Raw genomic sequence first — 24,305 nt, forward strand, 5'->3', positions numbered from 1 at the left:
CTGCCAGCGTGCAATCGAATGACAGGATAACATGCATCATGGCAAAGGCGAGGCTTTGCCATGATTAATATGGGCCCTGATTAATTGGGCCCGATGGCTTACAGCCAGTCCGGTATGGAATCGAGCGCAAGCAGCTCTTCGTAAGTGTGGCGCGGGCGCACGACATGGTAGCGGTCGCCATCGACCAGAACTTCCGGCACCAGAAGGCGGCTATTATAGGTGCTCGACAGGACCGCACCGTAAGCGCCAGCGGTGCTCACCGCAATCAGGTCGCCGGGCGCTGGCTTGGTCGTCTCGCGGTCGAGGCCGAGATAATCGCCCGTCTCGCAGACAGGTCCGACGAAATCGGCGCGGATGCGCGGCGCGTCGTCCTTTGCCAGCTTGACCGGGCGGATATCGTGAAATGCTTCATAAAGCGTCGGGCGGATGAGATCGTTCATCGCGGCATCGACGATGATGAAGTTCTTCGCATCGCCTTCCTTGACGAAAATCACTTCCGTCACCAGCAGACCGGCATTGCCGACGATCAGGCGGCCCGGCTCGAAAACCGTCTTGAGGCCGAGCGGCTTGATGTGCTTGGCGACAATCTCCGCATAGGCCACCGGCAGCGGCGGCGGGTTGTTGTCGGTGCGATAGGGAATGCCGAGACCGCCGCCGACATCGACATGGCGGATGTTGTGGCCATCGGCCTGCAATTCCTTCACCAGCTGCGCCATCAGCGCAAAAGCATTGTCGAAGGGTTCAAGATCGATGATCTGGCTGCCGATATGCATATCGATGCCAACCACGTCGATGCCCGGCAGGCTGGCCGCACGGGCATAGGCCTCGCGCGCCTTGATGCGCGGAATGCCGAACTTGTTTTCAGACTTGCCGGTCGAGATCTTGGCGTGGGTCTTGGCGTCGACATCCGGGTTGATACGCAGCGATACCGAGGCAACCTTGCCCGCCTTGACAGCACGGGCCGAGAGAATTTCCAGCTCCGGTTCGGATTCGACATTGAAGCAATAGATACCGACCTCAAGCGCGAAATCCATTTCGCGCGGGGTCTTGCCGACGCCGGAAAAGACGATTTTGCTGGCAGGGATGCCTGCGGCGAGCGCACGGCGAATTTCGCCTTCCGACACCGTATCGGCACCGGCGCCGAGCTTTGCGAGCGTCTTCAACACGGCCAGATTGGAATTGGCCTTCAGCGCATAGGCGATCAGCGGTTCCATATCGGCGAAAGCTTCGCTGAACACGCGGAAATGGCGCTCGATCGTGGCGCGGGAATAGACGTAGAAAGGCGTACCGACCGCCTTGGCGATTTCAGGCAGGCTGACATTTTCGGCGTGCAGCACACCGTCGCGATATTCAAAATGATTCACGGAAGATAGTCCTTGGGAACTAGAGCAGCTTATCAAGAATGAAAGGCTTGTCTTCCTTGGGTTTCGGCTTGGTGTGGCCCTGATCATCGGTGATCAGCGATGACGGCGGCGGTTCCAGCGGGCCTTTACGTCCACAGGCGGCAAGCGTGGCTGCGAGTGCGGCGATCATAAGCACGGTCGAAATGGCGGAGCGGCCTGTCATCAGCTTTGGTTCCTGAATCAAAATCTTGGTTGGGCTAGCTGTAACGCAAAATTCTCAAGAGTGAAATCACCCGTTGGCCGGATGATTTCACATGACTTTATCTTGAACGGCGATCAGGCCTTCACGATGCGCTTTTTCCAGTACCGGATCTGGCGGCGCACTTCCTGCGGGGCCGTGCCGCCAAAGGACTGGCGGCTCTTGACCGATTTCTCGACCGTGAGATAGCCGAAGATCGCATCGGTGATGCCGGGATGGATCGATTGCAGCTCTTCCAGCGAGAGCTTGGCGAGGTCAACCTTGCGGCTTTCCGCCAGAGCAACCGCGCGACCGGTGATGTGGTGCGCTTCGCGGAAGGGCAGTCCCAGTTCCCGCACCAGCCAGTCGGCGAGGTCGGTTGCCGTGGAATAGCCCGAACCGGCGGCTTTCTTCATGGAAGCGACATTGATCGTCAGGTCGCGCACCATGCCCGCCATGGCGGCAATGGCGAGTTCCAGATTTTCGGCAGCGTCAAAAACCTGTTCCTTGTCTTCCTGCATGTCCTTGGAATAGGCGAGCGGCAGACCCTTCATGATGGTCAAAAGGGCGACCAGCGAACCGTTGATACGGCCAGTCTTGGCGCGAACCAGTTCGGCGGCATCCGGGTTCTTCTTTTGCGGCATGATCGACGAGCCGGTGGAGAAGGCATCGGACAGGCGCACGAAGTTGAACTGCGGCGTGGACCAGATGACGATTTCTTCGGCAAGCCGCGACATATGACCGGCGCAGATGGCTGCAAGCGACAGGAATTCCAGCGCATAGTCGCGGTCGGAAACGCTGTCGAGCGAGTTGCGGGTCGGTTCGCGGAAGCCGAGCGTCGTGGCCGTCATATGACGGTCGATCGGGAAGCCGGTGCCAGCGAGGGCTGCGGCACCCAGCGGCGATTCATCCATGCGCTCGATAGCGTCGCGCACGCGGGACAGATCGCGTCCGAACATTTCCACATAGGCCATGCAATGATGGCCGAAAGTGACGGGCTGCGCGGTCTGGAGATGGGTGAAGCCCGGCATCACGGTCGCCGCGTGTTCTTCGGCGCGTTCCAGAAAAGCTTCGATCAGGTTTTTCAGGGCGACGGCGGTCTTTTCCAGTTCCTGCTTGACCCAGAGGCGGAAATCGACGGCCACCTGATCGTTGCGCGAGCGGGCGGTGTGGAGGCGACCTGCCGAGGGGCCGATCAGATCGGCCAGCCGCGCCTCGATATTCATGTGAATGTCTTCGAGCTTGCGCGAGAAGGTGAACTTGCCGTCCTCGATCTCCTTGAGGATGGTTTTCAGGCCCTGCTCGATCTGTTTGTGATCGTCTGCCGTAATGATGCCCGTCTTTGCGAGCATGGCTGCATGCGCGAGCGAGCCTTGAATATCTTGCGCATAGAGCTTGCGGTCGAAGCCGATGGATGCATTGATCTCTTCCATGATCGCATCGGGTCCTGAGGCAAAACGGCCGCCCCACATCTGATTGCTTGATTTTTGTTCGCTCATGCTCATATGCCCCGAGTGACGATTTGGCCGGATATTAGAAAGAAGTGACGCGACATGGCAGAAGACAACGAAAAGGCGAAATCGGGAAATCGCAAGATCGTCCTTCTTGCAGCCCTTGCCGGTGTCATTGCCGGTATCGGGGCGGTATACGTGATGGAGCGCCCCTCTGGCAATGTGGTAGCCGCTAATGTTTCGTCCGAAAATGACGAAGCGTCCGCCCAATGCGCCTTAAAAGCGGATTCGCTGAAGGCGCTCGACGCGGCTGCAACCGGCGGCGTGGCCGCCATGCGCCCAGCGGAAAAGCCGATTTCCGTGGCGCATCTTGCCTTCACGGGCCCCGACGGCAAGCAGATGACGCTTGGCGATTACAAGGGCAAGACGCTTCTCGTTAATCTCTGGGCGACATGGTGTGCGCCATGCCGCGAGGAAATGCCAGCCCTCGACAAATTGCAGGCCGAAAAGGGCGGCAAGGATTTCGATGTCGTGGCGATCAATATCGACACGGGTTCCGACGACAAGCCCAAGGGTTTTCTAAGCGAGATCGGCATTAAGAACCTCACGCTGCACCGCGATGCGACTATGGCAAGCTTCAATGAGCTGAAGCGCAAGAACCTTGCTTTCGGCCTGCCGGTGACGCTTCTGGTCGATAAGGACGGCTGCCAGATCGCATCCATGAACGGGCCCGCCCCATGGGAAGGGCCGGACGCCATGAAACTGATCGAAGCCGCGCAGAAACTTTAACGCTCGACAACGGGGCGAATTGGTGGCTTCCTCCTTTTCCGAAGGAGACATCGCATGAGTCTCGACGTCTGGCTTGCATTCACCGCCGCATCCATCGTGCTTCTGATCATTCCGGGGCCAACGGTTCTGCTCGTCGTGTCTTATGCGCTGGGGCAAGGCTGGAAGACGGCTTTTCCGATGGCGGTGGGCGTGGCGCTGGGCGACTTCACGGCCATGACGCTGTCCATGCTGGGGGTCGGGGCACTGCTCGCGGCTTCCGCAACCGTGTTCACGGCGGTCAAATGGATAGGCGCTGCCTATCTCGTCTGGCTCGGCATCAAGCTGTTCCGGGCCGGAGGCACGATGAATGCCAAGGCCCGGCATGACAAGGTACATCCGGTTAGGATGCTGGTTCATGCCTGGCTGGTGACGGCGCTCAATCCGAAGAGCATCACCTTTTTCGTGGCGTTTCTGCCGCAGTTTCTCAGCCCGCATCGGGATTTTCTGACCCAGATGCTGGTCTTTGAAAGCACATTTCTGGTGCTCGCCTTCCTCAATGCCTTCGCCTATGCGCTGGCGGCGGCGCGGGCGCGGCGGTTTTTTGCCAGCGAAGGGGCATTGCGGATTTTCAATCGCGCAGGCGGCAACTTGCTGATCGGCGCTGGTGTTGCGACTGCAACGATCAGGTCAAGCTGATGTAAAACCGGCGCGCTTTAACCGCACAATGGCGAGATCGAGCGCCGACAGAAACGCCGACCGGTCCTTCGGCGCAAATGGCGCGGGACCACCGGTGATTTCTCCGGCAGAGCGCAGCGAATCCATCAGATTGCGTGTCGCGAGCGTGTTGCCGATGGTACTTTGGGTGTGAACACGTCCATTGGGGGCGATGACCGATGCGCCTTTTTCGAGCGAACGGCTGGCCAGCGGAATATCGGCGGTGATGACGATTGCGCCCGGCTGCGCATTTTCGGCGATCCAGTCGTCGGCGGCGTCGAGCTTGTCCGATACGACAACCCGCTCCACCCGTTCGGCATCGCGCGGGATCGCCACGAAACTGTTGGCGACCAGCACCACAGGCAGGCCATGCCGCTCGGCGACACGGTAGATTTCAGCCTTCACCGGGCAGGCATCGGCGTCAACGAGAATGCGGATCGTATTGGTTTCAGTGGTCATCCGTTCTCCATAAAACGACGCCTGCCTTTTGGCAAATTGAACGCTGCAATCAGATTTATGCGATAGGTGTTTCTGGCGAAGCGGTATAAGGCGAGCGCAAATAAGAGAGTTTGCCATGGCCGCGCGCTTCTTCCCCATTATGTTTGTTCTGCTCTGGGCCACCGGCTTCATCGGGGCTGGGTTGTCCATGCCCTATGCGGAACCGTTCACCTTCATGGCGGTGCGGTTTTCCATTGCGGCGGTCATCATGACGCTGTGGGCGCTGGCGAGCCGGGCGGTATGGCCGAAGGGCGCCACACTGGTTCATGCGGCTATCGCCGGTTGTTTGATCCATGGTGCCTATCTTTCAGCACTTTTCTGGGCCGTTCATCACGGCCTGCCTGCTGGCATGTCGGGTCTGGTCGCGGGGCTGCAACCCATGCTCACCACGCTGATTGCGGCAATGCTTCTGGGCGAAAGGGCGAGCGGACGCCAGTGGACGGGCCTGCTGATCGGCTTTCTCGGTGTGGCGATGGTCGTCTGGCCGAAGTTTTCGGCGGGCAGCGGCGTCGATCCCAAGAGCCTTGCGGCGGCCTTTTTCGCCGTGCTTGCCATCAGCACCGGCACGGTCTGGCAGAAGCGTTTCGGCACGACTGGTGATCTGAAAACCGGTACGGCAGTTCAGTATATCGCTGCTGCCGTCCTGACGGCGCTCTGTGCTTTCAGCTTTGAAACCCGCGTGATCATCTGGTCGCCACAGCTCATTTTTGCGCTGGTCTGGCTGACGCTGGCGATTTCCATCGGCGCCATTCTGGCGCTTCTGGTGATGATCCGCGAAGGCGCGATGTCGAAAGTCGCCTCGTTGTTCTATCTCGTACCGGGCACGGCGGCGATCATGGCCTATCTGATTTTTGGTGAAACGCTCGGTCCAATCCAGATTGCCGGCATGGTTGTCACGACTTTGGGTGTTGCCCTGACGACCATGAAGCGCTGATTATTCCAGGACCAGATCTGGTTGCTGCTCGCGTTTGCGGAAATTCATGATCGCGGCGTTGATTTCAGCGCCGATGATGAAAATAGCCGACAGCATGTAGAGAAAAACGATTGCCACCATGATCGAGGCAAGGCCCGCATAGGTGGTGACGTAAGTGGCAAAAGTTTCGAGATATTTTGCAAAGGCGGTCGCGGCCGCCAGCCAGGCGACAAGTGTGATGAGAATGCCGGGCAGGATATCGCCGAGACTGCGGCGTCCGGCTGGCAGCCAGATATGCACCATGAACAGCGCCAGCACCAGAACGGCCACGGCGACGCTATAGCGCCAGAAGGCGATGGTGCCGGTGAAAGGCGCGATGTCTGGGAACCATTGCTCGGCAATGCGCACGGCGAGCGGGGCCAGAACCAAGAGGAAGCTGATCGCCATCAGGCTGAGCGTGCCAACCAGAACGAAGCCGAGGCTTTGCAGGCGGCAGAAAATAATCGAGCGCTGGTCGGTGACGCGGTAAGCACGGTTGAGCGCAATGCGCAGCGCCTCTACGCCATTGGAGGCAAAATAGGCAGCGGCGATCACGCTGAGGGTCAGAAGCCCGCTGCGCTGCACGGTCAGAACGTTGGTCACTTCATTGGCGATGGGGGCCGCGATATTCGATGGCCACATGTCGAAAATGACGTGGACAGCCGTTTCAGCAAATTCCTTGGTGCCGAGAAAACTCGCCAGCGAGGTTGCGAAGATCAGGAAGGGAAACAGTGCCATCAGGCCCGATAGGGCGATGTGACTTGCAAAAGCCCAGCCGTCGTCCGAACTGAAATGGCCCAGCACATCATAGGTAATCTGACGGAGAAAACGTCTGATTTTTCGCATCCGCAGATTTTACCCTTTTCGCCGCCAGCATTGAGTTTCAATGCCTTAAATCTAGCATCACCTGACAGATTGCAAGGGTAGCGCCGTTTTAAAGGCCATGCGAATCAAGCACTGTTGAGGAAACGCGGCGGCAGGATGGAACGAAATGGCTGAGGAACACGCAAATCGCAGCATCATCATAACCGGCTGCTCTTCCGGCATCGGCGCTTATTGTGCGGAAGCTCTGCACCGTCGTGGATGGCAGGTTTTTGCCACCGCTCGCAAGGAGCAGGACATTGCCGCCCTGCAAGCCAAGGGGATGACTGCCTATTATCTCGATTATGCGGAGCCGGATTCCATTGCCGCCCTTGCCGATGAAGTGTTGCGCAAGACCGATGGCAGGCTGGATGCACTGTTCAACAACGGTGCCTATGCCCAGCCGGGCGCGGTCGAGGATTTGCCGGTGGAAGCACTTCGCGCGCAGTTCGAAGCCAATTTCTTCGGCTGGCATGATCTGACGCGGCGGGTGGTGCCGGTCATGCGCGCGCAGGGGCATGGGCGCATCGTCCATTGCTCATCGATCCTGGGGTTGGTGCCCATGAAATGGCGCGGGGCCTATGTCGCTTCCAAATTCGCCATTGAAGGGTTGATGCTGGCACAGCGCATGGAGCTTGAAGGTTCCGGGGTGGAGGTTTCGCTGATCGAGCCGGGGCCGATTGCGTCGCAATTCACCTATAATGCCGCCCGGCATGCGCGAGCCAATATCGATATGGAAGCCTCCGTGCATCGCGAGCTTTATCAGCGCCAGATGGCCAAGCTGACGAGCGGCGGCATCAAATCGAAGAACAAGCTTGGACCGGAAGCCGTCTATGATGTACTGCTTCACGCATTGGAGGCGCCGCGTCCGAATCCGCATTATGCGGTGACGAGACCGGCGAAACTGGGAATTCTGGCGCGTCGCCTGATGCCGTCGCGCTGGCTTTACCGGATGCTGTCCGATCAGTCTTGAAGTATTTCCAGCAAAAGTGCGAAGCGGTTTTGCGTCTGAAAATTCAATAGACTGCGGATGATGGGAAGGGAACAAGATGGACGTTGTGTTCAAAGGCGCAGCGATGGTGGCCATGCTCGCCGTTGCGATTGTGTTGATCATCGGCCTGCGCAATATGATGCGTGGTGGCGACGCCAATTTTTCCAACAAGATGATGCAGTTACGCGTTTTCCTGCAATTCATCGCAATCGTTCTGATCGTGGGCGCAATCTATTTCGCACGGTACACGGGCGGACAGTAAGGCATGGTCAAGCTCAACAAGATTTATACGCGCACCGGCGATGACGGCACCACCGGTCTTGCCAGCGGACCGCGCCGGCTGAAGTCCGATCTGCGTGTGGAAGCCTATGGTACGGTGGACGAAGCCAATGCCTGCATCGGCATGGCGCGACTTCACACCGGCGCGCATGCTGAAATCGACGCCATGCTGGCGCGTATCCAGAACGATCTTTTCGATCTCGGCGCCGATCTTTCGACGCCCGATGACGGCAAGCCGCTGGCCTATGAACCGCTGCGTATCGTTGCGTCGCAGGTCGCCCGCGTCGAAGCCGATATCGATAATCTCAACGCCCATCTTCAGCCATTGCGCTCGTTCATTTTGCCGGGTGGTTCGGCGGCGTCGGCTGCACTGCATCTTGCGCGCACCGTTTCGCGCCGCGCCGAGCGACTGATGGTGGCGCTGGCGAAAATCGAGGGCGAGGTGGTGTCGCCGGAGGCGCTGCAATATATCAACCGCCTCTCGGATTTTCTCTTCGTCGCCTCCCGCGCCGTCAACGATAACGGCGCGAAAGACGTGCTCTGGGTGCCGGGCGCAAATCGCTAAGTTTTTATTTTCGCACATCTTTTCCGAAAACCGCTTCACACTTTTCGGGATGTGCTCAGACGCCTCGCTTGTTGCCCCAGATCAGCACATGCAGTTGGGGCAGCACATGCGCCTCGAACCAGCGGTCAGCAATCACCTTATCCACCAGCCATTCCATGCGGCGCATAATGCCGTCGATGTCGATCAATGCATTGTCCGTTTCTGGCGGCGGCGGGGTGTGATTGCCGGGCTGGAGATAGACCGGCAGATGCGGATGAAGCGCCGAGACGTGTTTTGCGAAAGCATAATCGGCATCGTCGAAGATCACGAATTTCAGCACCGTTCGGGGCTTTGGCCCCGCCGCTTCGACACAGGCTGCCAGTGCGTCGGGATCGAATGCCATCGCGCTGGAAGGCGGTTTCGGGCTCAGTACCAGCGTGTCCAGCGCGGAAAACCAGTCTTTTGCGAAGGACCCCTGCGTTTCCAGTGCAAAGCGATAGGCCTCCTTCTTGCCATGGGCGATGAGCGGGCCAAACGGCTGTATGGCCGGATTGCCGCCCGAAAGTGACACTGTTAAGGGTCGATTTCCCGAAAGTGCCGTCACTTCATGCCAGATGGCCTCGACGCCCATCGGCTTCCACTCATGGCGAAAGCGGCTTTCGACCGCGTGCAGGCTGTCGCACCATGCGCAGCGGTAGTCGCAGCCGCCCGTTCGCACGAAGACAGTCGGCTCGCCGATCAGCACGCCTTCGCCTTGAATGGTTGGGCCGAAAATCTCGCTGATGCGGATTTCGGAGACCGGTTTCATGGTTTTGTACCGGGGCGATATTCCGCCCATGTTTTTGGCGTTTCGCTCACCCGCACGGCGGATATTTCCGGCCAGCGCGCATGGCACCAGTCGAAAAAGTGCTTTGCCAGTGTTTCGGCTGTTGTCTGGCCATGGCCCAGCACGTCATTGAGATGCCGATGATCGAAAGCGTCATCGATATAACGCTTAAACGGCGCCAGTTCATGATAATCGCGCACGAAGCCATGGCCGTCGAGATCAGGAGCGGAAAGCTCGACCTCTACAATGTAGTTGTGGCCGTGCAGGCGTGCGCATTGGTGATCGGCAGGAAGTCCGGTCAATTGATGCGAGGCGGAGAAGTGAAACTCCTTGGTGATGCGAAACATCAGGCGTTCCTCCGCGCAACGGCTTCACGCCAGAAATCGGCATCTTCATAGACGGTCGGGTCTTTGACGCCCGCAAGGTGAAAGGCTTCGCGGCGCTCCACGCAGGTGCCGCAGCGGCCACAATGGTTCTCGCCGCCTTTGTAGCAGGACCATGTCGCCTCGAAAGGCGTGTCGTGCCTCGCCCCGTCGGTGACGATATCGGCCTTGGATGCGTTCACATAAGGCGCGAGTAATTTGATATCGGCATAGCCTTCCAGCGCATGGTTTTGCATGGTCTGGAACGCATTGATGAAGCCGGGGCGGCAGTCGGGATAGATGAAATGATCGCCGCCATGGACGGCAAGCGCCACCGCTTCGGCCTTTTGCGCAGCCGCCACGCCAAAGGCAATCGCCAGCATGATGGCGTTGCGATTGGGGACGACGGTGATCTTCATCGTCTCCTCGGCATAGTGGCCGTCTGGCACATCGACATTGTCCGTCAGCGCCGAGCCGGTCAGGCTGGCGCCGATGGTGCGGATATCAATGATCTGGTGCGGCACGCCCAGCCGTTCGGCGCAGGCTTTGGCCGAATCGAGTTCCTTTTTATGACGCTGGCCATAATCGAAGGAGAGAAGGACAGTGAGTTCATGTTCCGCGGCGATTCTATGCGCAAGCGAAACGGAGTCGAGTCCGCCGGAGCAGACGACAAGCGTTTTCATAGTCAGGGTTCCTTGTTTTGACCGGGTAGGCTGCGACCGGTTAGTGCGGGTGTGTCGTAAAGCAGGAAGCCGCCTTTGTAAACGCCACGGATGAGGGAGCGGAAGGCCTCTCAGGGGATGTCGCAATCTGAGAATGAAGTTCTGTCAGAATAAATGGATATTAATCGATATAGATCGCCGAGGCTGATTGACGTGCACGTCAAGCGTCTTTAGGTTTCCCGCCGGTTTCTAATAGGAAGTGCCGTGACGGGACGGTTTGTCACCGTGCTTCCTACGGAGCCGCTTTCACGTCGCATTCCCGTCGGAATCTGGCATGCAGGCGGTGGTTCATGGCGGCATAGTCTGCCGCAAGATTCATGGAAGAGGTGATCGCGGATGAAAGTCCTTGTCGCAGTAAAACGGGTTGTCGATTACAACGTAAAGATCCGTGTGAAGGGAGACGGTTCGGGCGTTGAGCTTGCCAACGTCAAGATGTCGATGAACCCTTTTGACGAGATTGCGGTTGAAGAGGCGATCCGTCTGAAGGAAGCTGGCAAGGTAACGGAGATTGTGGCTGTTTCGGTTGGCCCGGCACAGGCACAGGAAACGCTGCGCACGGCGCTTGCCATGGGTGCGGACCGCGCCATTCTGGTCAAGACCGACGAGACGGTCGAGCCGCTCGGCGTCGCCAAGGTGTTGAAGGGCGTTGTCGAGGCTGAACAGCCGGACCTCGTCTTCCTCGGCAAGCAGGCGATTGACGACGATGCCAACCAGACCGGTCAGATGCTGTCTGCGCTCCTCAACTGGAGCCAGGCAACCTTTGCCTCCAAGGTGGAACTGGCTGACGGTTCGGCCAAGGTCACGCGCGAAGTGGATGGCGGTCTGCAGACCATCGATGTGAAGCTTCCGGCGATTGTCACGGTTGATCTTCGTTTGAACCAGCCGCGTTATGCGTCGTTGCCCAATATCATGAAGGCGAAGAAGAAGCCGCTGGACGAGAAGTCGCCTGCCGATTTCGGCGCCGATATTGCGCCACGCCTCAAGGTGCTGAAGACCGAAGAGCCGGGTGGTCGCAAGGCTGGCGTCAAGGTCGGTTCGGTCTCTGAACTGGTTGAAAAACTCAAAGCCGATGGCGTGCTGTAATAAATCGGAAGGGACGAGATAAATGGCTATTCTTCTTATCGCCGAACACGACAATGCAACCCTTTCGGACCAGACGGCAAAGGCGCTGACGGCAGCTGCCCAGATCGGCGGCGATGTCGATATTCTGGTTGCAGGCAAGGGCGCAAAATCTGCAGCCGATGCAGCCGCCAAGCTCAAAGGCGTGCGCAAGGTTCTGCTGGCTGAAAGCGATGCGCTGGAAAACCGTCTGGCCGAGCCAACGGCAGCGCTCATCGTGGAACTGGCCGCCAATTACGACACGATCATCGCTCCGGCGACGACCTCGGCCAAGAATATCCTGCCGCGCGTTGCAGCGCTTCTCGATGTGATGCAGTTGTCCGAAATCATGGAAGTCGTATCGGCGGATACGTTCAAGCGTCCGATCTATGCGGGCAATGCGATCCAGACAGTGCAGTCTACCGACGCCAAGAAGGTGATCACCGTTCGCACGGCCTCCTTCTCCGCAACGGGCGAGGGTGGTTCGGCTGCGGTTGAAAGTGCAACCGTGCCTGCCGATCCGGCCCTGTCGAGCTTTGTTGGCAATGCGCTGTCGGCTTCGGATCGTCCGGAACTGACCTCGGCCAAGATCATCATCTCAGGCGGTCGTGCACTTGGTTCGGCTGAAAAGTTCCAGGAAGTGATCCTTCCGGTTGCCGACAAGCTCGGTGCGGCGGTTGGCGCCAGCCGCGCGGCAGTCGATGCGGGCTATGCGCCGAACGACTGGCAGGTTGGCCAGACGGGCAAGGTGGTTGCACCGGAGCTTTACATCGCTGTCGGTATTTCCGGCGCGATCCAGCATCTGGCTGGCATGAAAGACAGCCGCGTCATCGTCGCCATCAACAAGGATGAAGAAGCGCCGATCTTCCAGGTTGCTGATTATGGCCTCGTCGGTGATCTCTTCACCGTGCTGCCGGAGCTGCAGAAGGCTCTCTGATTTTTGCGAAGCGGCGGGCTGATCTCGCCGCTTCGTTATTTTGCGACCCGTCCCAGTCGGAGACCTAGTCTCGCGTTTGGGGCGGGTTCTTTGTAATGAGCGAGAATTTTGGATTGCATTTTAGGCGTTCAGCCTATCATTTGCTGGATGAGCCTTTTGCAATTCGAAGCGCGGTTTTCCGCTTGCTGTAGAAAAGATATGCTCGACAGGCCCCTTTGGGGGAGGATGAAGGAGTTACACGGTGGCGATCAAGACGGTTGGTATAGTTGGCGCGGGGCAGATGGGTGGCGGCATCGCTCATGTCTGCGCTCTGGCAGGGTTTAGTGTGCTTTTGCATGATGCTGCGCCGGACCGGCTGGAAAAGGGCATTGCCACCATCAATGGCAATATGGCGCGTCAGGTTTCTTCGGGCAAATTGCAGGAAGAAGAGCGCGCCGCCGCCATGAAGCTGATCCGCGCGGCGAATTCCATGGAAGACCTTGCTGGTGTCGATCTGGCCATTGAAGCGGCGACGGAAGACGAAACCGTCAAGCGCAAGATTTTCGCGCAGCTCTGCCCGATCCTGAACCCGCAAGCCATTCTGGCGACCAACACCTCGTCAATTTCGATCACACGGCTTGCTTCGACGACGGACCGCCCGGAACGTTTCATCGGTATTCACTTCATGAATCCGGTGCCGGTGATGAAACTGGTGGAACTGGTGCGCGGTATCGCCACCGATGAAGACACGTTCCGCAAATCGAAGGATTTCGTGCAGGCGCTGGGCAAGACCGTGACGGTCGCCGAAGATTTCCCGGCCTTCATCGTCAATCGCATCCTGCTGCCGATGATCAACGAGGCGATCTATACGCTTTACGAAGGCGTGGGCAGCGTCGAAGCTATCGATACGGCCATGAAGCTCGGTGCGAACCATCCGATGGGCCCGTTGCAGCTGGCAGACTTCATCGGTCTCGACACCTGCCTTTCAATCATGCAGGTGCTGCATGACGGGCTTGCGGATTCCAAATATCGCCCATGCCCGCTGCTGGTCAAATATGTCGAGGCTGGCTGGCTTGGACGCAAGACGGGCCGCGGCTTTTACGATTATCGCGGCGAGCACCCGGTGCCGACGCGCTGATAATGCTATTGCCAATCGATCTAAAAAGCCGGTTTTGACCGGCTTTTTTTGTGAGAACTTTCAACTGTGACAAGTTTCAGGCAGCTGTGGAAAACCGGAATATCGTTACCATTAACTTACCGTTAACGATGCGGATTTAGCACTTATTCATCTTTGATCGTTAAAGTTTTCATTAAGATGTTCGGAAGTGAAGATTACTTCACAAGCTCACCTTGAGCGCGGAACATCATTTCGAACATGATTGAGATGAAGGTGAAAGCGATGAGCATTCTTGTTCAGTTGCGTGACAGCGTTAATGTCATCCGCGAGTTCGTCGCACCGAGCTATCGGCCTGAGCGTCATTATATGCGCGGTCCCGGCCCAGCTTGCGAAGCACGCACGCGGCACTAAAGTGCATTTCGATCTGATTATATCAGGTCGGACTGTGCTTTAAGCCTCTCCCAAGGCACCCCAGAATGAAATAAAGCCAGAACGGTCGCCCGCTCTGGCTTTTTGCTTTTCTGAAATCAGGCTTCGATAAAGCCGATTATTCCAGACCTTCAAACAGCGCCGTCGAGAGATAGCGTTCTGCAAAGGATGGAATGATGATGACAATGTTCTTGCCAGCATTCTCCGGGCGCTTGCCCACTTCAACGGCAGCAGTCAGCGCTGCGCCCGACGAAATACCGACCGGGATGCCTTCGATGCGGGCAATCAGGCGCGCATTAGCAAAGGAATCCTCGTTGGAAACCTGCACCACTTCATCGTAAATGCCGGTGTCGAGCGTCCTTGGTGCAAAGCCTGCGCCAATACCCTGAATCTTGTGCGGGCCGGGCGTCCCGCCGGACAAGACGGGTGAATCCTTCGGTTCGACGGCAATCACCTTGAAGGAGGGCTTGCGCGCCTTTATCACCTGACCGACGCCGGTAATCGTGCCACCGGTGCCGATGCCGGAGATCAGAATATCGGCTTCGCCATTGGTGTCGTTCCAGATCTCTTCCGCCGTCGTGCGGCGATGGATTTCCGGATTGGCGGGATTTTCAAACTGCTGCGGAATGATGGCGTTCGGGTTGCCTTCGGCGATTTCCTCAGCCTTGGCAATGGCGCCCTTCATGCCCTTGGCGCCTTCGGTAAGCACCAGCTCGGCGCCAAGCAGCTTGAGAAGTTTGCGGCGTTCGACAGACATGGTTTCCGGCATGGTGAGCACAAGGCGATAGCCTTTTGCGGCAGCGGCAAAGGCCAGCGCGATGCCGGTATTACCCGAAGTCGGCTCCACAAAAACCGTCTTGCCAGGCACGGCCTTGCCCTGTTCTTCAAGCGCCTCAATCAAGGCGAGACCGATACGGTCCTTGACGCTTGCCAGCGGATTGAAGAATTCCAGCTTTACCAGAAGGTTCGCGACAACGCCGTTTTCCTTGGCAAATTTATCAATGCGCACAAGCGGCGTATTGCCGATTGTTTCCAGAATGGAGCCGTAAATACGACCACGTCCCGCAGTTTCGTCGCTCTTCGAGCCAAGGGGTTTGTTCATAGCGTAATCTCCCTTCATATTGCGCAAAGTTTAAGAGGAAACAGCGCAAAAGCATAGCTGGGCATATGCGCTTGATGGATCAAGATTAGAATTATATTCTATATAATCGAATTTTTTAAAAGTGAATTCCATCAAAATTGGGAGTGCGCGTATTAGCTTATCTGAAAGCTCATTGATCCGCGTCAATGCAACCGTGAGAGCGGCGCGCGCATAATCAAGCTGTCAGGCAACAGGAGACCGAGTGATGTACAAGAATATTCTGATCGCAACCGACGGGTCGGAACTCGCTGAAAAGGGCGTGGATCAGGGCGTGGAACTGGCCAAGGAAACGGGCGCGAAATTGACTTTCGTGTCGGTGACCGAGCTTTTGCCGTCCTATGGCATCGTCGTTGCGGCGGAGTGGGCGTCGAGCCCTGTTGCGTTTCAGGAATATCGCGAAGCAATCACCAAGGCGGCAACCGAGATTCTGACCAAGGCCAAGGGCAAGGCGCAGGCCGCCGGTGTGACCGCTGAAGCGGTGCATGTCGAAAACCAGTCGCCCGCGCAAGGTATTGTGGAAGTTGCCAAATCCCACGGCAGCGACCTGATCATCATTTCTTCACATGGCCGTCGCGGCGTCAACAAACTTCTGCTCGGCAGTCAGGCGGCGGAAGTCCTGTCGCTCAGCACCGTTCCGGTTCTGGTGATCAAATAATTGGTAGCTACTTGTTTTCTATCGGGCGTTTCACACGGGTTCAGCGATTGCCCGTGAGAGGCAAACAACGAAAGAAGATTGCCGATCACCTCTGTTAAGCTCCTCTTGTCCGCCTATCTGGTTGGGCAAGAGGAATTTGGCTTTTCAGGAGATCGTCATGACTGCGCCACGTCCATCCAAGACCAGCTTGGGCAATCATTTGCTTCACCCCGAAACGCAAATGCTGAATTACGGCTATGACCCGGAGCTTTCCGAGGGCGCAGTCAAGCCGCCGGTCTTTCTGACGTCAACCTTCGTGTTCAAGACCGCCGAAGACGGACGCGATTTCTTCGATTTCGTTTCCGGACGCAAGGAGCCGCCCGCCGGTGTCGGCGCGGGGCTGGTCTATTCGCGCTTCAATCATCCCAACAGCGAGATCGTGGAGGACCGTTTGGCCGTCTATGAGGGTGCGGAAAGCTCTGCGCTATTCTCATCCGGCATGTCGGCCATTGCGACCACGCTTTTCGCCTTTGCCCGGCCCGGCGATGTCATCCTGCATTCGCAGCCGCTCTATGGTGGTACTGAAACGCTGCTGGCGAAGACGTTTTTGAATTTCGGCGTGGAAGCGGTGGCTTTTGCCGATGGTGTGCATGAGGCGGCAATCGAAAAGGCGGCCGAGGAAGCCTTGGCTAAGGGGCGCGTTTCGGTCATCCTGATCGAAACACCGGCCAACCCGACCAACAGTATCGTCGATATCGCTGCCATCCGGCGCGTGGCTGAAAAGATCGAGCAGCAGCAAGGGCATCGCCCGATCATCGCCTGCGACAACACCTTGCTGGGACCGGTCTTTCAAAAGCCACTCGATCACGGTGCGGATTTGTCGGTTTATTCGCTGACTAAATATGTCGGCGGCCATTCCGATTTGATTGCGGGCGCGGTGCTCGGTTCCAAATCCATCGTCCGGCAGGTGAAAGCCTTGCGCGGCGCTATCGGCACGCAGCTCGATCCGCATTCCTGCTGGATGCTTGGCCGATCACTGGAAACGCTGGGGCTGCGCATGGAGCGCGCCAACAGCAATGCGCGGGCGACGGCTGAATTTCTGCGCGAGCATCCGAAGGTCGAAAAGCTGCATTATCTGCCCTTCGCGGATGAGAATTCCGATGTCGGCGCATTGTTCAGGCGGCAATGCACGGGCGCCGGCTCTACCTTCTCCTTCGATATCAAAGGCGGGCAGGCCGCAGCATTCCGTTTTCTCAATGCGCTTCAGATTTTGAAACTGGCCGTCAGCCTCGGCGGCACGGAATCGCTTGCGAGCCACCCGGCGGCAATGACCCATTCCGGCGTTCCGCTTGAGGTCCGCGAGCGTATCGGCGTGCTGGAATCGACCATCCGTCTGTCCATCGGCATCGAGCATCCGGACGATCTGATTGCCGATCTCGCGCAGGCGCTGGACGTGGCGTAAGCAAAGCCGCCGCTGACGTCGGGTCAGCCTGGCCTCAGCGGCGGTAATCGATTTCTGATAGCAGTTCCTGCAATTGGCGGCCCGTCGTTGTTTCGGACCAGCTGCCGCTGTTGCCGAGGCTGCGAAACGTTGCTCCGGCGGCCAATGCAATTTCGTTCGGCAGTTTCGCATCGGCCAGCATTTCCGCCAGGGCTTCCATTTCCTCGGCGCGGCGCAGCACGTGGCGCGGATAGGTCGGCACCAGTTTGCCGAAATCGGATAATGTGCCGCCCAGATGTTGGCCGATCAGTTCGAACAGGGAATCGGTCACGCCAAAAGCATTGGCCGTGTTGGCCGTCTCGAACAGGGCAGCGGCGACGGTCTTGTTGAAACCGGCAAAGGCCATTTTGAACACTGAAGCCTGCGCGATTTCCTCGCCAAGTGCGATTACTGGCAACAGGCCTTCAAACAATTCTTCCAGCGGTTTCGTGTCGGGGCCGCTGGCATAGATGCGGCCTTCGTCGCCAAGATGCGAGGCGCGACCGATGATGCAGGCATTGCAGAATGGAAGCGAAGCATTGCCGAAAGCTGTGTTCAGCCGTTCGGCATCGGCAGGCGTCTTGGCATTCATATCGACGTAAAACGGCGCCGCTTTCTGTTCGCGGCTGGCCGCTATTGCCTGTTCGGCCACGTCGATGACTGCCGATGGCGGCACGAGCGACAGCACGAGGTCGCTTTCTGCCAGAGCGGAAGCCATGTCGTCGCGCATTTCGACACCGATTGACCGGGCTGTCTCTTGCGTCTGTTCGCTGCGACCGCCCATCGGGCTGACGACTTTATGACCGGCAGCAATCAGCAATTTGGCAAAGGCGCTGCCCATATCGCCGGGATAGAGAAGAGTGATTGTGGACATGATGAGCCTCCTGCTGGTTCAAGCTTTTGTTGATGTCTTGCGCGACACACTGGCGCCGAACAGTGCCAGTCCGCCGAGAACAGAAATGACGGCGTAGATTTCGAAGGCGAAGACGTAGCTACCCGTCATGTCGAACAGCAATGCGGCCAGCATCGGGCCGCCAATGCCGGAGATCATCACCATCGGCGTGACCACACCCATGATGGCGCCCTGATTCTTGCGACCGAACAAGGAAGCCAGCAGAAAGGGCATCATCATGATGAGCCCGCCAGCCGACAAGCCGCTCAACACACCGTAGCCAAGCTGCAACTGCCAGATACTATTGGCGCTGATAAAAAGGATCAGCCCGATGGCCTGCATCGCCGAAAGGCAGAGAATCACCAGCCGGGTCGGGAACTGATCGGCGATGAAACCCGTGAGCAATTTGCCCAGAATGGCACAAATACCGTAGGTCAGGACGACGCTGCCCGCTTGCGCGGTGGTGAAGCCAAGCGACTGCGCGGCTGGGATCTTGTGCAGCAGGGCACCTTTCAGCACGAAGTCGGAAAGATTCCAGCCGACCATGAGAAACCAGAAGCCCGGCGAGCGCATCGCGTCCGCCACCGTCAGATCAGGGCTGGCATCGGCTTTTCCGGCTTGGGCCTTCGCATCGTCCGTTTCGTCTCCCAACGGCTTCAGCCCCATATCGGAAGGTTCGCGGCGAAGGACGAAGATTGCGAGCGGCACCAGAATGAGAACCGGCAAGAAGCCGAGGACGAACCAGGTCGAGCGCCAGTCCGAAATCGACAAAAGCCAGATGATCAAAGGCGACATCAGGATGCCGCCTAGATTGGCCCCGGATGAAACCAGCCCGGTTGCGCGACCGCGCTGCGCTGAAAACCACTTGGCGATCAGCGGAAACACCAGTGCGTTGGACAGGCCCGCAACCCCGACGCCGCCGATAACACCGAAAGTCAGTGCGAACTGCCAGAAAGTCTGGGCGAGAGACGTCAGGCTGAATGACAAGCCGACGAGTACCGCGCCGATAATCATGATGGTTCTCGGTCCACGCTGGTCTACCCATCGTCCGACGAGGGGCGCCATGATCCCGGCGACAAGTTCACGGAAGGCAATCACGCCGGTGATCTGGGTATTGGACCAGCCCAGTTCCTCGCGCGCGGGATTGATGATGAAACCCATGGTCTGGAAGCCGATGCCGGCGCGGATGCACGAGATGGCGAGACAGGCGAGGGCAATGTACCAGGCATAATGAATCTGACTTGGTTTTCGCATTTGCACGGTCCTCCGAAGTAGCGAGACGGGACTTTGAAGCGAGCAAGGAATGCGAGGTCGTCAGGCGGAAAATGCACGCAAGTATCCGTCACCGATGCATGGGCATCGGTCTGTTTGACTTTTCATCGTCATGGCAGAATCAGGAGCGCTGAGCGTCGTACTGCCCTAAAGCGCATTTCGATCACATGAAATCAGATCGGCGCTCTGAGGAGCGGGAGTGCAACATGGATGCACTCCCGAGCCTTGCCGAAAGACGCCCTATGCGCTCTCGGTCTTTTCCATTCTCGACAATGCAGACATCTTTTTCGCAGATGCAGGCGCCACCATTGGGTAATTGGCGGGCAGGTTCCATTTGCGCCTGTATTCATCAGGTGTCAGCCCGAAGCGGCTCATCAGGGCGCGCTTGAGCGTCTTGTAGCGGCGACCGTCTTCCAGGCAGATGATGTAATCTTCGAAAACCGACTCTTCGGGGTTTACCGAAGGTATTGCGGGAGGTTCCTCGGCAGAAAAGCTGCTTCCTTCCGACAATTCCCCGATGCATTCGCAGACATCAGAGATTGTCTTTAGTAATTCCTCATGGGTTACCTGATTTTTGTTCAGATAAGACGTTATAATGTTGTTCGCAAGTTGTAGGTGGAGGTTTCTATTTACGTATACATATTCTTTTTGGGTGTTTTCCATCATATGTCGCCAGATAGGAGGGAGGTTTATTTTATCAAGTTTTTGTAATGCGATTGCGTGAGCCTGATCGTGATGGGTTTGTGGTTTCAACGTGCGGTTTAAGTATCATCGTATTTGACTTTACAGTAAAGTCAAAATTAACATTGCGTAATGTAGCAAACTACGAAATAAGGCCGTGTCAGCGGCTGAAAGGCGCGTGGATACTGGGCTGGTTGTGTCGAACGCAAATCGGTTCGATCAGAGTCGAACGAAATCCGGCGCAGGCGCGTTGCACATGCGTTTTCGGTCTATGGGGAAGGTGCCATCCGGCGATGTCGAATAGCCGTGATCAACTCGGCGGAAAGAGGCCGGGTGACAGAAACTCGAGATTTTTAATGAAGTGGTGCGGGTGGTCGGAATCGAACCGACACTCCTTTCGGAACCGGATTTTGAGTCCGGCGCGTCTACCAGTTCCACCACACCCGCACAGGTCTGCCGAAGCAGTTTGATATGGTCCGAATTGGACAGCGGGTTGGGATATACCGACTAAACGAAACAACGTCAATTGCCCACAAGCGCAGGTTTTGGCGTGGAATGACGATTGTTATGAATGGCCTATCCAAAGCAGCCAAAACCCTTGGCCAATGCACAGCACAACATGGCGCGGCCAGCTTTGAAAGACGCGCTAAAAAGTCAGACGTCGAAAAGCCGAAAACGCCCTGACGCTCGTGGCTTGAAAGCACGGCGCTCGTTGGGGCGATCAACACCTGCCGCTTCGCCGCAAAACGCCGGGTTGCGCGGGCAATCAGATCGCAAATGTTTTCGACGGCAAGACCTTGCCGGTTTGGTGCGGACTATCTTTGGCGCAGACCGTGTTCAACCACGTTCCAAACCACCACCACGGCAATGAAGCCGAGCAGGATGTAATCCAGCGTGCTGATATAGTGGAAATATTCCATAGCGCATCTCCTTCCCATGGGAGGGCGCAATGGCGGTTGCGAACCAGACGAAAGCCGGTCCTGTTGTTATGACCCGGAACGCTTCGCACCCTCTTGCGAGGTGGAATTGCACCGGTGCGGACCTCCTCTTCCGCCTGTCATGCGCTCTCCCGGAGCTGATGATAACACGCCGGAAAAGCTTTCACAAACTGTTGATCTTGCCCGCTATTTCTATAGCGGGCAAAGCATCGTTTTAGCTCCGATCCGTGAAGCTGCGAATGCGGTTGCGCACGATGCGCGCCAGATTGCGGGTGCGCTGATAAAGATGGATCTGCGATGCGGCCTGACGCGCGAGCTTGTCTGCACCGGGGTTTAGTCCGACCACCAATGTCTCGATGGTTTCGCGCTCGCGGAAAAGCCTCGTCATCACCGGATGGTCCGGCACGGCACAGGAATCCGTTCTGAGAATATTCGGATCGTTCAGGTGGCTTTTCGCGACTTCGATCATGAGCAGAACGCCGGGCGAGAAAGTCTGAAGGCTTTCGTCATAGGCGGTTTTCCAGGTCCAGGCTTCGCCTGCAACGGTGAAGACGGTGAGGATGGCGATGACGCGTCCGTCCAGTTCCAGCGTGTGGATGCGCACGCAATCGCGTTCGGCGAGATTATTGACCGCCTCGCGCGCGAAGGCGGCGCGGAAACGGTCTACGGCCATGGCCGTGCCGCGCTTTCCCTTCCAGCCGCTGGCTTCCAGCGACAGGAAATGCTCGAAGGACTGCCGCACTTCGTCTGGCGTGCGATAGATGCGGTGGACGAGTTCGCCTTTTTCGGCCAGACGCCGCCACTGGCGCTGATAATCGCGGCGGTGATGCGCGCCGATCGCCTGCTGGATATAGCTGTCGCCGTCGAGATCGCTCTTGAGGAACGGACGCTCTTTCTGTTCGATGGCGACGACCGGCAGTTGCCGTCCGACCGCGACCGAGCGGATGAGTTTTGCCGCAGCGCCATTGGCGCGCATTTCGGGCAGAACCAGCACATCTGGCAGTTTGAGGTGATCGCGCGCCAGAATATCGAACAGGTCTTCCACAACGCCGACCGGATCGTCATGGTCGATAAGCGGCGTGCCCTGCGGGCCGAACGGCGTGGACCAGGCGCGGATGACCGGCGTGGACAGCGGGAGACCCGGACGCTCAATGGTGTAGGGCATCACGAAGCGCAGGCGGCTGCGGATTTCGTTCTCGTCGCGCATGACCATGAAGCGCACTTCACGGTCTTCCAGCCGTGGCATGGCGGGAGCCAGAAAACGCGCATTGAAGAAGACGTTCGGTTCGATGGTCCGGTTGCTCAGGTGGTCCAACTCGTCGCGCAGTTCGAATCCTGCCGCAGCGCCGTAGATCGCCAGCTTGCGCGGAATATCGCGGCTGTGAAGACTTTCCTCCAGCTTCTTGGCGGCATCCATGGCGGCGACCGTATCGGACAGTTCCGAGACGATGCGAGCTGCGTTTCCGCCTGCGGATTCTTCAAGCAAAGGTTTTGCGGCCATTACAAAATACCCTCCGGGCTATTGTCTCGATCTCGGGGGATGAGAATGAACATAGCGATATGCATGGTGCGAAAGACGGCTGTTGAAAGCAGCATGGCTTCCATCAGCATGGCGATAGCTGTCGAAATGGCGGCGCCGGTCAGGCCGAAGCGTGGGATCAGCACCAGATTGAGAATGACATTGACGCCAAGTGTGGCGGCATAGAGCAGGGCGCAGATATTCTGCTTGCCCGACATGTTGAGAAGGCTTTCCGCTGGCCCCACGCTGGCACGGGCGATCACGCCGATGATCAGAATGAACAGCAGCGGATAGCCTTCCGTGAAGGCTGTGCCGAACAGGCGCAGCAGCGGATAGCCGGCCATCAGGATGACGATGCCGAGTACGAGCGTGGGCCAGAAGGTCCAGCGGACGGAAGCCTGCGCAAAGCTCGCAAATTCCTCACGACTGCCGCTGTGCAGCAGGTCCGAATAACGCTGCGCAACGCTGGCTTTCACCGCAAAATAGACGAAATGGGCAAGCGCCATGATTTTCGTCGCGGCGAAATAGATTGCGACATGCTGCGGGTCCATCTCGCGACCGACCATCAGCACGTCGACATTAATGAGCAGGAAGAAGAAGCCTTCGACAAGGAAAATCGGCAGGGCGACGGTCATCCATTCGCGCAGGCGCTGGTCGCGCGGGGCTGCCGGAATGTCTTTTTGTAGCGATCGGTCGACGGTGAAAAACTGCCCGACGGTGGTGAGCCATGTTGCGGCGATCGATACGGCAAGCGCGGTTGCCGCCGTCGATGGCAGGCCCGAGCCATGCGCCACGATCATGAACAGAAGCACCAGAAGCGGTCGCACGATATAGCTCGGCGTCAGCGCCAGAGTGACCCAGGTGCGCGAACGGGCGATACCATCCAGCATGTTGCCGAGAGTGATCATGGGCAGGCAGACGAAACCCAGAATGAAGGGCACCAGATAATAGCTGGCGACCTCATCCTTCAACAGCCAGAGCGCGAGTGAGCCGATCAGCGCGATCACAGTTGCAGCCGCAAAGGCAAATGCGCGTCCGGTGAACAGGATGCCCCGCACCAGACCGAACATCTGGCGCTGAACATATTCCGGCACAAAGCGAATGATGGTCGTGTGCAGGCCGAAACAGGCGAGATCGCCGATGATCACCATCGTCAGCCAGACGAGAACGAAAATGCCATATTCGAATTCGCCCATCCAGCGAGCGAGGATGACTTGCGATAGCAGCGCGATGCCGGCGCTCGCCACACGAACGGAAAATGCGATCAGCGATGCGCGCTGCGCAGCCGCCTGCGGACCGCTATCAGTCAGCACGGAATCCAGCCGCTCCGTCACAGGACGGAGTTTGGCCGCGATGGTGCCGGGTAAAAACCGGCCCGCTGCTTCAGCTGCCGAAAACCACACGTCTTTGCCAACCCTGCTATGCGCCGCCCTTATGATGAGCGTTTCGCTTGTTTGCGCCGGGATTCTCCCGGTCTCGTTGTCTGTTGTCTCGCACACTTATCCGAAAAACATTTCACGTTTTCGGGATGTGTTGGAATTCCTGTTATCGGTCCCGATACGAGCCCGATGGCAGGACCTTAGATGGGAGTTCTTTAAAAAGGGAAAAAAGAAAAATCCAGCGGAAGATTTCACGCGGA

26 protein-coding genes and 1 tRNA gene are annotated in these 24,305 nt (G+C 57.7%); 12 read left to right on the plus strand and 15 right to left on the minus strand.

The window, feature by feature from the left end; genetic code table 11:
• Nucleotides 1-98 precede the first annotated feature (98 nt).
• The 3 genes from lysA to argH form a co-directional block, all read right to left on the minus strand.
• The gene (lysA, locus tag WIX40_RS15020; protein WP_109369904.1) at nt 99-1,364 is read right to left on the minus strand and encodes a diaminopimelate decarboxylase; all 1,266 of its coding nucleotides are present in this window, start codon (nt 1,362-1,364) and stop codon (nt 99-101) included.
• A gap of 19 nt (nt 1,365-1,383) precedes the next feature.
• Nucleotides 1,384-1,566 (minus strand): LPS translocon maturation chaperone LptM, encoded by a 183-nt coding sequence (gene lptM / locus WIX40_RS15025; RefSeq protein WP_078337809.1) that lies wholly within the window; start codon nt 1,564-1,566, stop codon nt 1,384-1,386.
• A gap of 113 nt (nt 1,567-1,679) precedes the next feature.
• Complete coding sequence (gene argH, locus WIX40_RS15030) at nt 1,680-3,080, minus strand: argininosuccinate lyase (RefSeq protein WP_109369903.1); 1,401 nt, start codon at nt 3,078-3,080, stop codon at nt 1,680-1,682.
• A 54-nt stretch (nt 3,081-3,134) separates the two neighbouring features.
• On the opposite strand from argH, the gene tlpA reads away from it, so the two are divergent.
• Together tlpA and WIX40_RS15040 are read left to right on the plus strand one after the other, a co-directional pair.
• Nucleotides 3,135-3,821: a thiol:disulfide interchange protein TlpA gene (gene tlpA, locus WIX40_RS15035; RefSeq protein ID WP_109369902.1), complete on the plus strand. Its 687-nt coding sequence runs from the start codon at nt 3,135-3,137 to the stop codon at nt 3,819-3,821.
• Nucleotides 3,822-3,875: 54 nt separating this feature from the next.
• The gene (locus WIX40_RS15040) at nt 3,876-4,496 is read left to right on the plus strand and encodes a LysE family translocator (protein WP_339440474.1); all 621 of its coding nucleotides are present in this window, start codon (nt 3,876-3,878) and stop codon (nt 4,494-4,496) included.
• Here the strand turns inward: WIX40_RS15040 and WIX40_RS15045 are convergent.
• The gene (locus WIX40_RS15045) at nt 4,488-4,973 is read right to left on the minus strand and encodes a YaiI/YqxD family protein (protein ID WP_140026139.1); all 486 of its coding nucleotides are present in this window, start codon (nt 4,971-4,973) and stop codon (nt 4,488-4,490) included. The two genes, WIX40_RS15040 and WIX40_RS15045, sit on opposite strands and share 9 nt — an antisense overlap.
• 115 nt (nt 4,974-5,088) lie before the next feature.
• Here WIX40_RS15045 and WIX40_RS15050 point away from each other — a divergent pair, with 115 nt between their 5' ends.
• On the plus strand, nt 5,089-5,946 hold the full coding sequence (locus tag WIX40_RS15050) for a DMT family transporter (RefSeq protein WP_171317171.1): 858 nt from the start codon (nt 5,089-5,091) through the stop codon (nt 5,944-5,946).
• Here the strand turns inward: WIX40_RS15050 and WIX40_RS15055 are convergent, their stop codons facing one another.
• The gene (locus tag WIX40_RS15055) at nt 5,947-6,810 is read right to left on the minus strand and encodes a YihY/virulence factor BrkB family protein (protein WP_109369898.1); all 864 of its coding nucleotides are present in this window, start codon (nt 6,808-6,810) and stop codon (nt 5,947-5,949) included.
• A 145-nt stretch (nt 6,811-6,955) separates the two neighbouring features.
• Here WIX40_RS15055 and WIX40_RS15060 point away from each other — a divergent pair, with 145 nt between their 5' ends.
• The 3 genes from WIX40_RS15060 to WIX40_RS15070 all read left to right on the plus strand — a co-directional run bounded on the left by WIX40_RS15060 (nt 6,956) and on the right by WIX40_RS15070 (nt 8,660).
• Nucleotides 6,956-7,798, plus strand: coding sequence for an SDR family oxidoreductase (locus WIX40_RS15060; RefSeq protein WP_339440476.1), 843 nt, complete (start codon nt 6,956-6,958; stop codon nt 7,796-7,798).
• A gap of 76 nt (nt 7,799-7,874) precedes the next feature.
• Complete coding sequence (locus WIX40_RS15065; protein WP_109369896.1) at nt 7,875-8,078, plus strand: twin transmembrane helix small protein; 204 nt, start codon at nt 7,875-7,877, stop codon at nt 8,076-8,078.
• A gap of 3 nt (nt 8,079-8,081) precedes the next feature.
• Nucleotides 8,082-8,660, plus strand: coding sequence for a cob(I)yrinic acid a,c-diamide adenosyltransferase (locus tag WIX40_RS15070; protein ID WP_339440477.1), 579 nt, complete (start codon nt 8,082-8,084; stop codon nt 8,658-8,660).
• Between the two features lie 55 nt (nt 8,661-8,715).
• Here WIX40_RS15070 and queE read toward each other — a convergent pair whose 3' ends face one another.
• Genes queE through queC form a run of 3 tightly spaced genes read right to left on the minus strand, consistent with a single transcriptional unit; the run spans nt 8,716 to nt 10,510 of the window.
• Nucleotides 8,716-9,447 carry a 7-carboxy-7-deazaguanine synthase QueE gene (queE, locus tag WIX40_RS15075; RefSeq protein ID WP_339440478.1) on the minus strand — a complete coding sequence of 244 codons (732 nt, stop codon included), beginning with the start codon at nt 9,445-9,447 and terminating at the stop codon, nt 8,716-8,718.
• On the minus strand, nt 9,444-9,812 hold the full coding sequence (gene queD / locus WIX40_RS15080; protein ID WP_121536702.1) for a 6-carboxytetrahydropterin synthase QueD: 369 nt from the start codon (nt 9,810-9,812) through the stop codon (nt 9,444-9,446). Before queD ends, queE begins: the two co-directional genes overlap by 4 nt.
• A complete protein-coding gene (queC, locus tag WIX40_RS15085; RefSeq protein WP_339440479.1) occupies nt 9,812-10,510 on the minus strand; it encodes a 7-cyano-7-deazaguanine synthase QueC in 699 nt (232 codons plus the stop codon). Before queC ends, queD begins: the two co-directional genes overlap by 1 nt.
• 375 nt (nt 10,511-10,885) lie before the next feature.
• Between queC and WIX40_RS15090 the strand changes: the two genes are divergently transcribed.
• The 4 genes from WIX40_RS15090 to WIX40_RS15105 all read left to right on the plus strand — a co-directional run bounded on the left by WIX40_RS15090 (nt 10,886) and on the right by WIX40_RS15105 (nt 14,091).
• Nucleotides 10,886-11,632 carry an electron transfer flavoprotein subunit beta/FixA family protein gene (locus WIX40_RS15090; protein WP_121537525.1) on the plus strand — a complete coding sequence of 249 codons (747 nt, stop codon included), beginning with the start codon at nt 10,886-10,888 and terminating at the stop codon, nt 11,630-11,632.
• Between the two features lie 22 nt (nt 11,633-11,654).
• On the plus strand, nt 11,655-12,584 hold the full coding sequence (locus WIX40_RS15095) for an electron transfer flavoprotein subunit alpha/FixB family protein (protein ID WP_339440480.1): 930 nt from the start codon (nt 11,655-11,657) through the stop codon (nt 12,582-12,584).
• Nucleotides 12,585-12,825: 241 nt separating this feature from the next.
• Complete coding sequence (locus WIX40_RS15100; RefSeq protein ID WP_078341045.1) at nt 12,826-13,701, plus strand: 3-hydroxybutyryl-CoA dehydrogenase; 876 nt, start codon at nt 12,826-12,828, stop codon at nt 13,699-13,701.
• A 261-nt stretch (nt 13,702-13,962) separates the two neighbouring features.
• Complete coding sequence (locus tag WIX40_RS15105) at nt 13,963-14,091, plus strand: hypothetical protein (RefSeq protein ID WP_268898867.1); 129 nt, start codon at nt 13,963-13,965, stop codon at nt 14,089-14,091.
• Nucleotides 14,092-14,227: 136 nt separating this feature from the next.
• On the opposite strand, the gene cysK is transcribed toward WIX40_RS15105, so the two are convergent.
• A complete protein-coding gene (cysK, locus tag WIX40_RS15110; protein ID WP_339440486.1) occupies nt 14,228-15,211 on the minus strand; it encodes a cysteine synthase A in 984 nt (327 codons plus the stop codon).
• 244 nt (nt 15,212-15,455) lie between these two features.
• Between cysK and WIX40_RS15115 the strand changes: the two genes are divergently transcribed.
• Both WIX40_RS15115 and WIX40_RS15120 read left to right on the plus strand, forming a co-directional pair.
• The gene (locus tag WIX40_RS15115; protein ID WP_109369889.1) at nt 15,456-15,905 is read left to right on the plus strand and encodes a universal stress protein; all 450 of its coding nucleotides are present in this window, start codon (nt 15,456-15,458) and stop codon (nt 15,903-15,905) included.
• Between the two features lie 157 nt (nt 15,906-16,062).
• Nucleotides 16,063-17,346 (plus strand): cystathionine gamma-synthase family protein, encoded by a 1,284-nt coding sequence (locus WIX40_RS15120; protein ID WP_109369888.1) that lies wholly within the window; start codon nt 16,063-16,065, stop codon nt 17,344-17,346.
• 34 nt (nt 17,347-17,380) lie between these two features.
• Here the strand turns inward: WIX40_RS15120 and WIX40_RS15125 are convergent, their stop codons facing one another.
• The 6 genes from WIX40_RS15125 to WIX40_RS15150 all read right to left on the minus strand — a co-directional run bounded on the left by WIX40_RS15125 (nt 17,381) and on the right by WIX40_RS15150 (nt 24,069).
• Nucleotides 17,381-18,238, minus strand: coding sequence for an NAD(P)-dependent oxidoreductase (locus WIX40_RS15125; protein ID WP_121536692.1), 858 nt, complete (start codon nt 18,236-18,238; stop codon nt 17,381-17,383).
• An 18-nt stretch (nt 18,239-18,256) separates the two neighbouring features.
• A complete protein-coding gene (locus WIX40_RS15130; RefSeq protein ID WP_140026346.1) occupies nt 18,257-19,510 on the minus strand; it encodes an MFS transporter in 1,254 nt (417 codons plus the stop codon).
• Nucleotides 19,511-19,768: 258 nt separating this feature from the next.
• A complete protein-coding gene (locus WIX40_RS15135; protein ID WP_109369885.1) occupies nt 19,769-20,194 on the minus strand; it encodes a Ros/MucR family transcriptional regulator in 426 nt (141 codons plus the stop codon).
• Between the two features lie 377 nt (nt 20,195-20,571).
• A tRNA-Leu gene (locus tag WIX40_RS15140) sits at nt 20,572-20,656 on the minus strand.
• 705 nt (nt 20,657-21,361) lie between these two features.
• Nucleotides 21,362-22,648, minus strand: a complete 1,287-nt coding sequence (gene bspF, locus WIX40_RS15145) for a type IV secretion system effector crotonyl transferase BspF (RefSeq protein WP_109369883.1) — start codon at nt 22,646-22,648, stop codon at nt 21,362-21,364.
• Nucleotides 22,648-24,069, minus strand: a complete 1,422-nt coding sequence (locus tag WIX40_RS15150; RefSeq protein WP_339440488.1) for a lipopolysaccharide biosynthesis protein — start codon at nt 24,067-24,069, stop codon at nt 22,648-22,650. Before WIX40_RS15150 ends, bspF begins: the two co-directional genes overlap by 1 nt.
• Nucleotides 24,070-24,305: the final 236 nt, after the last annotated feature.

The organism is Ochrobactrum teleogrylli (assembly GCF_037482325.1).
Classification (GTDB): domain Bacteria; phylum Pseudomonadota; class Alphaproteobacteria; order Rhizobiales; family Rhizobiaceae; genus Brucella; species Brucella teleogrylli.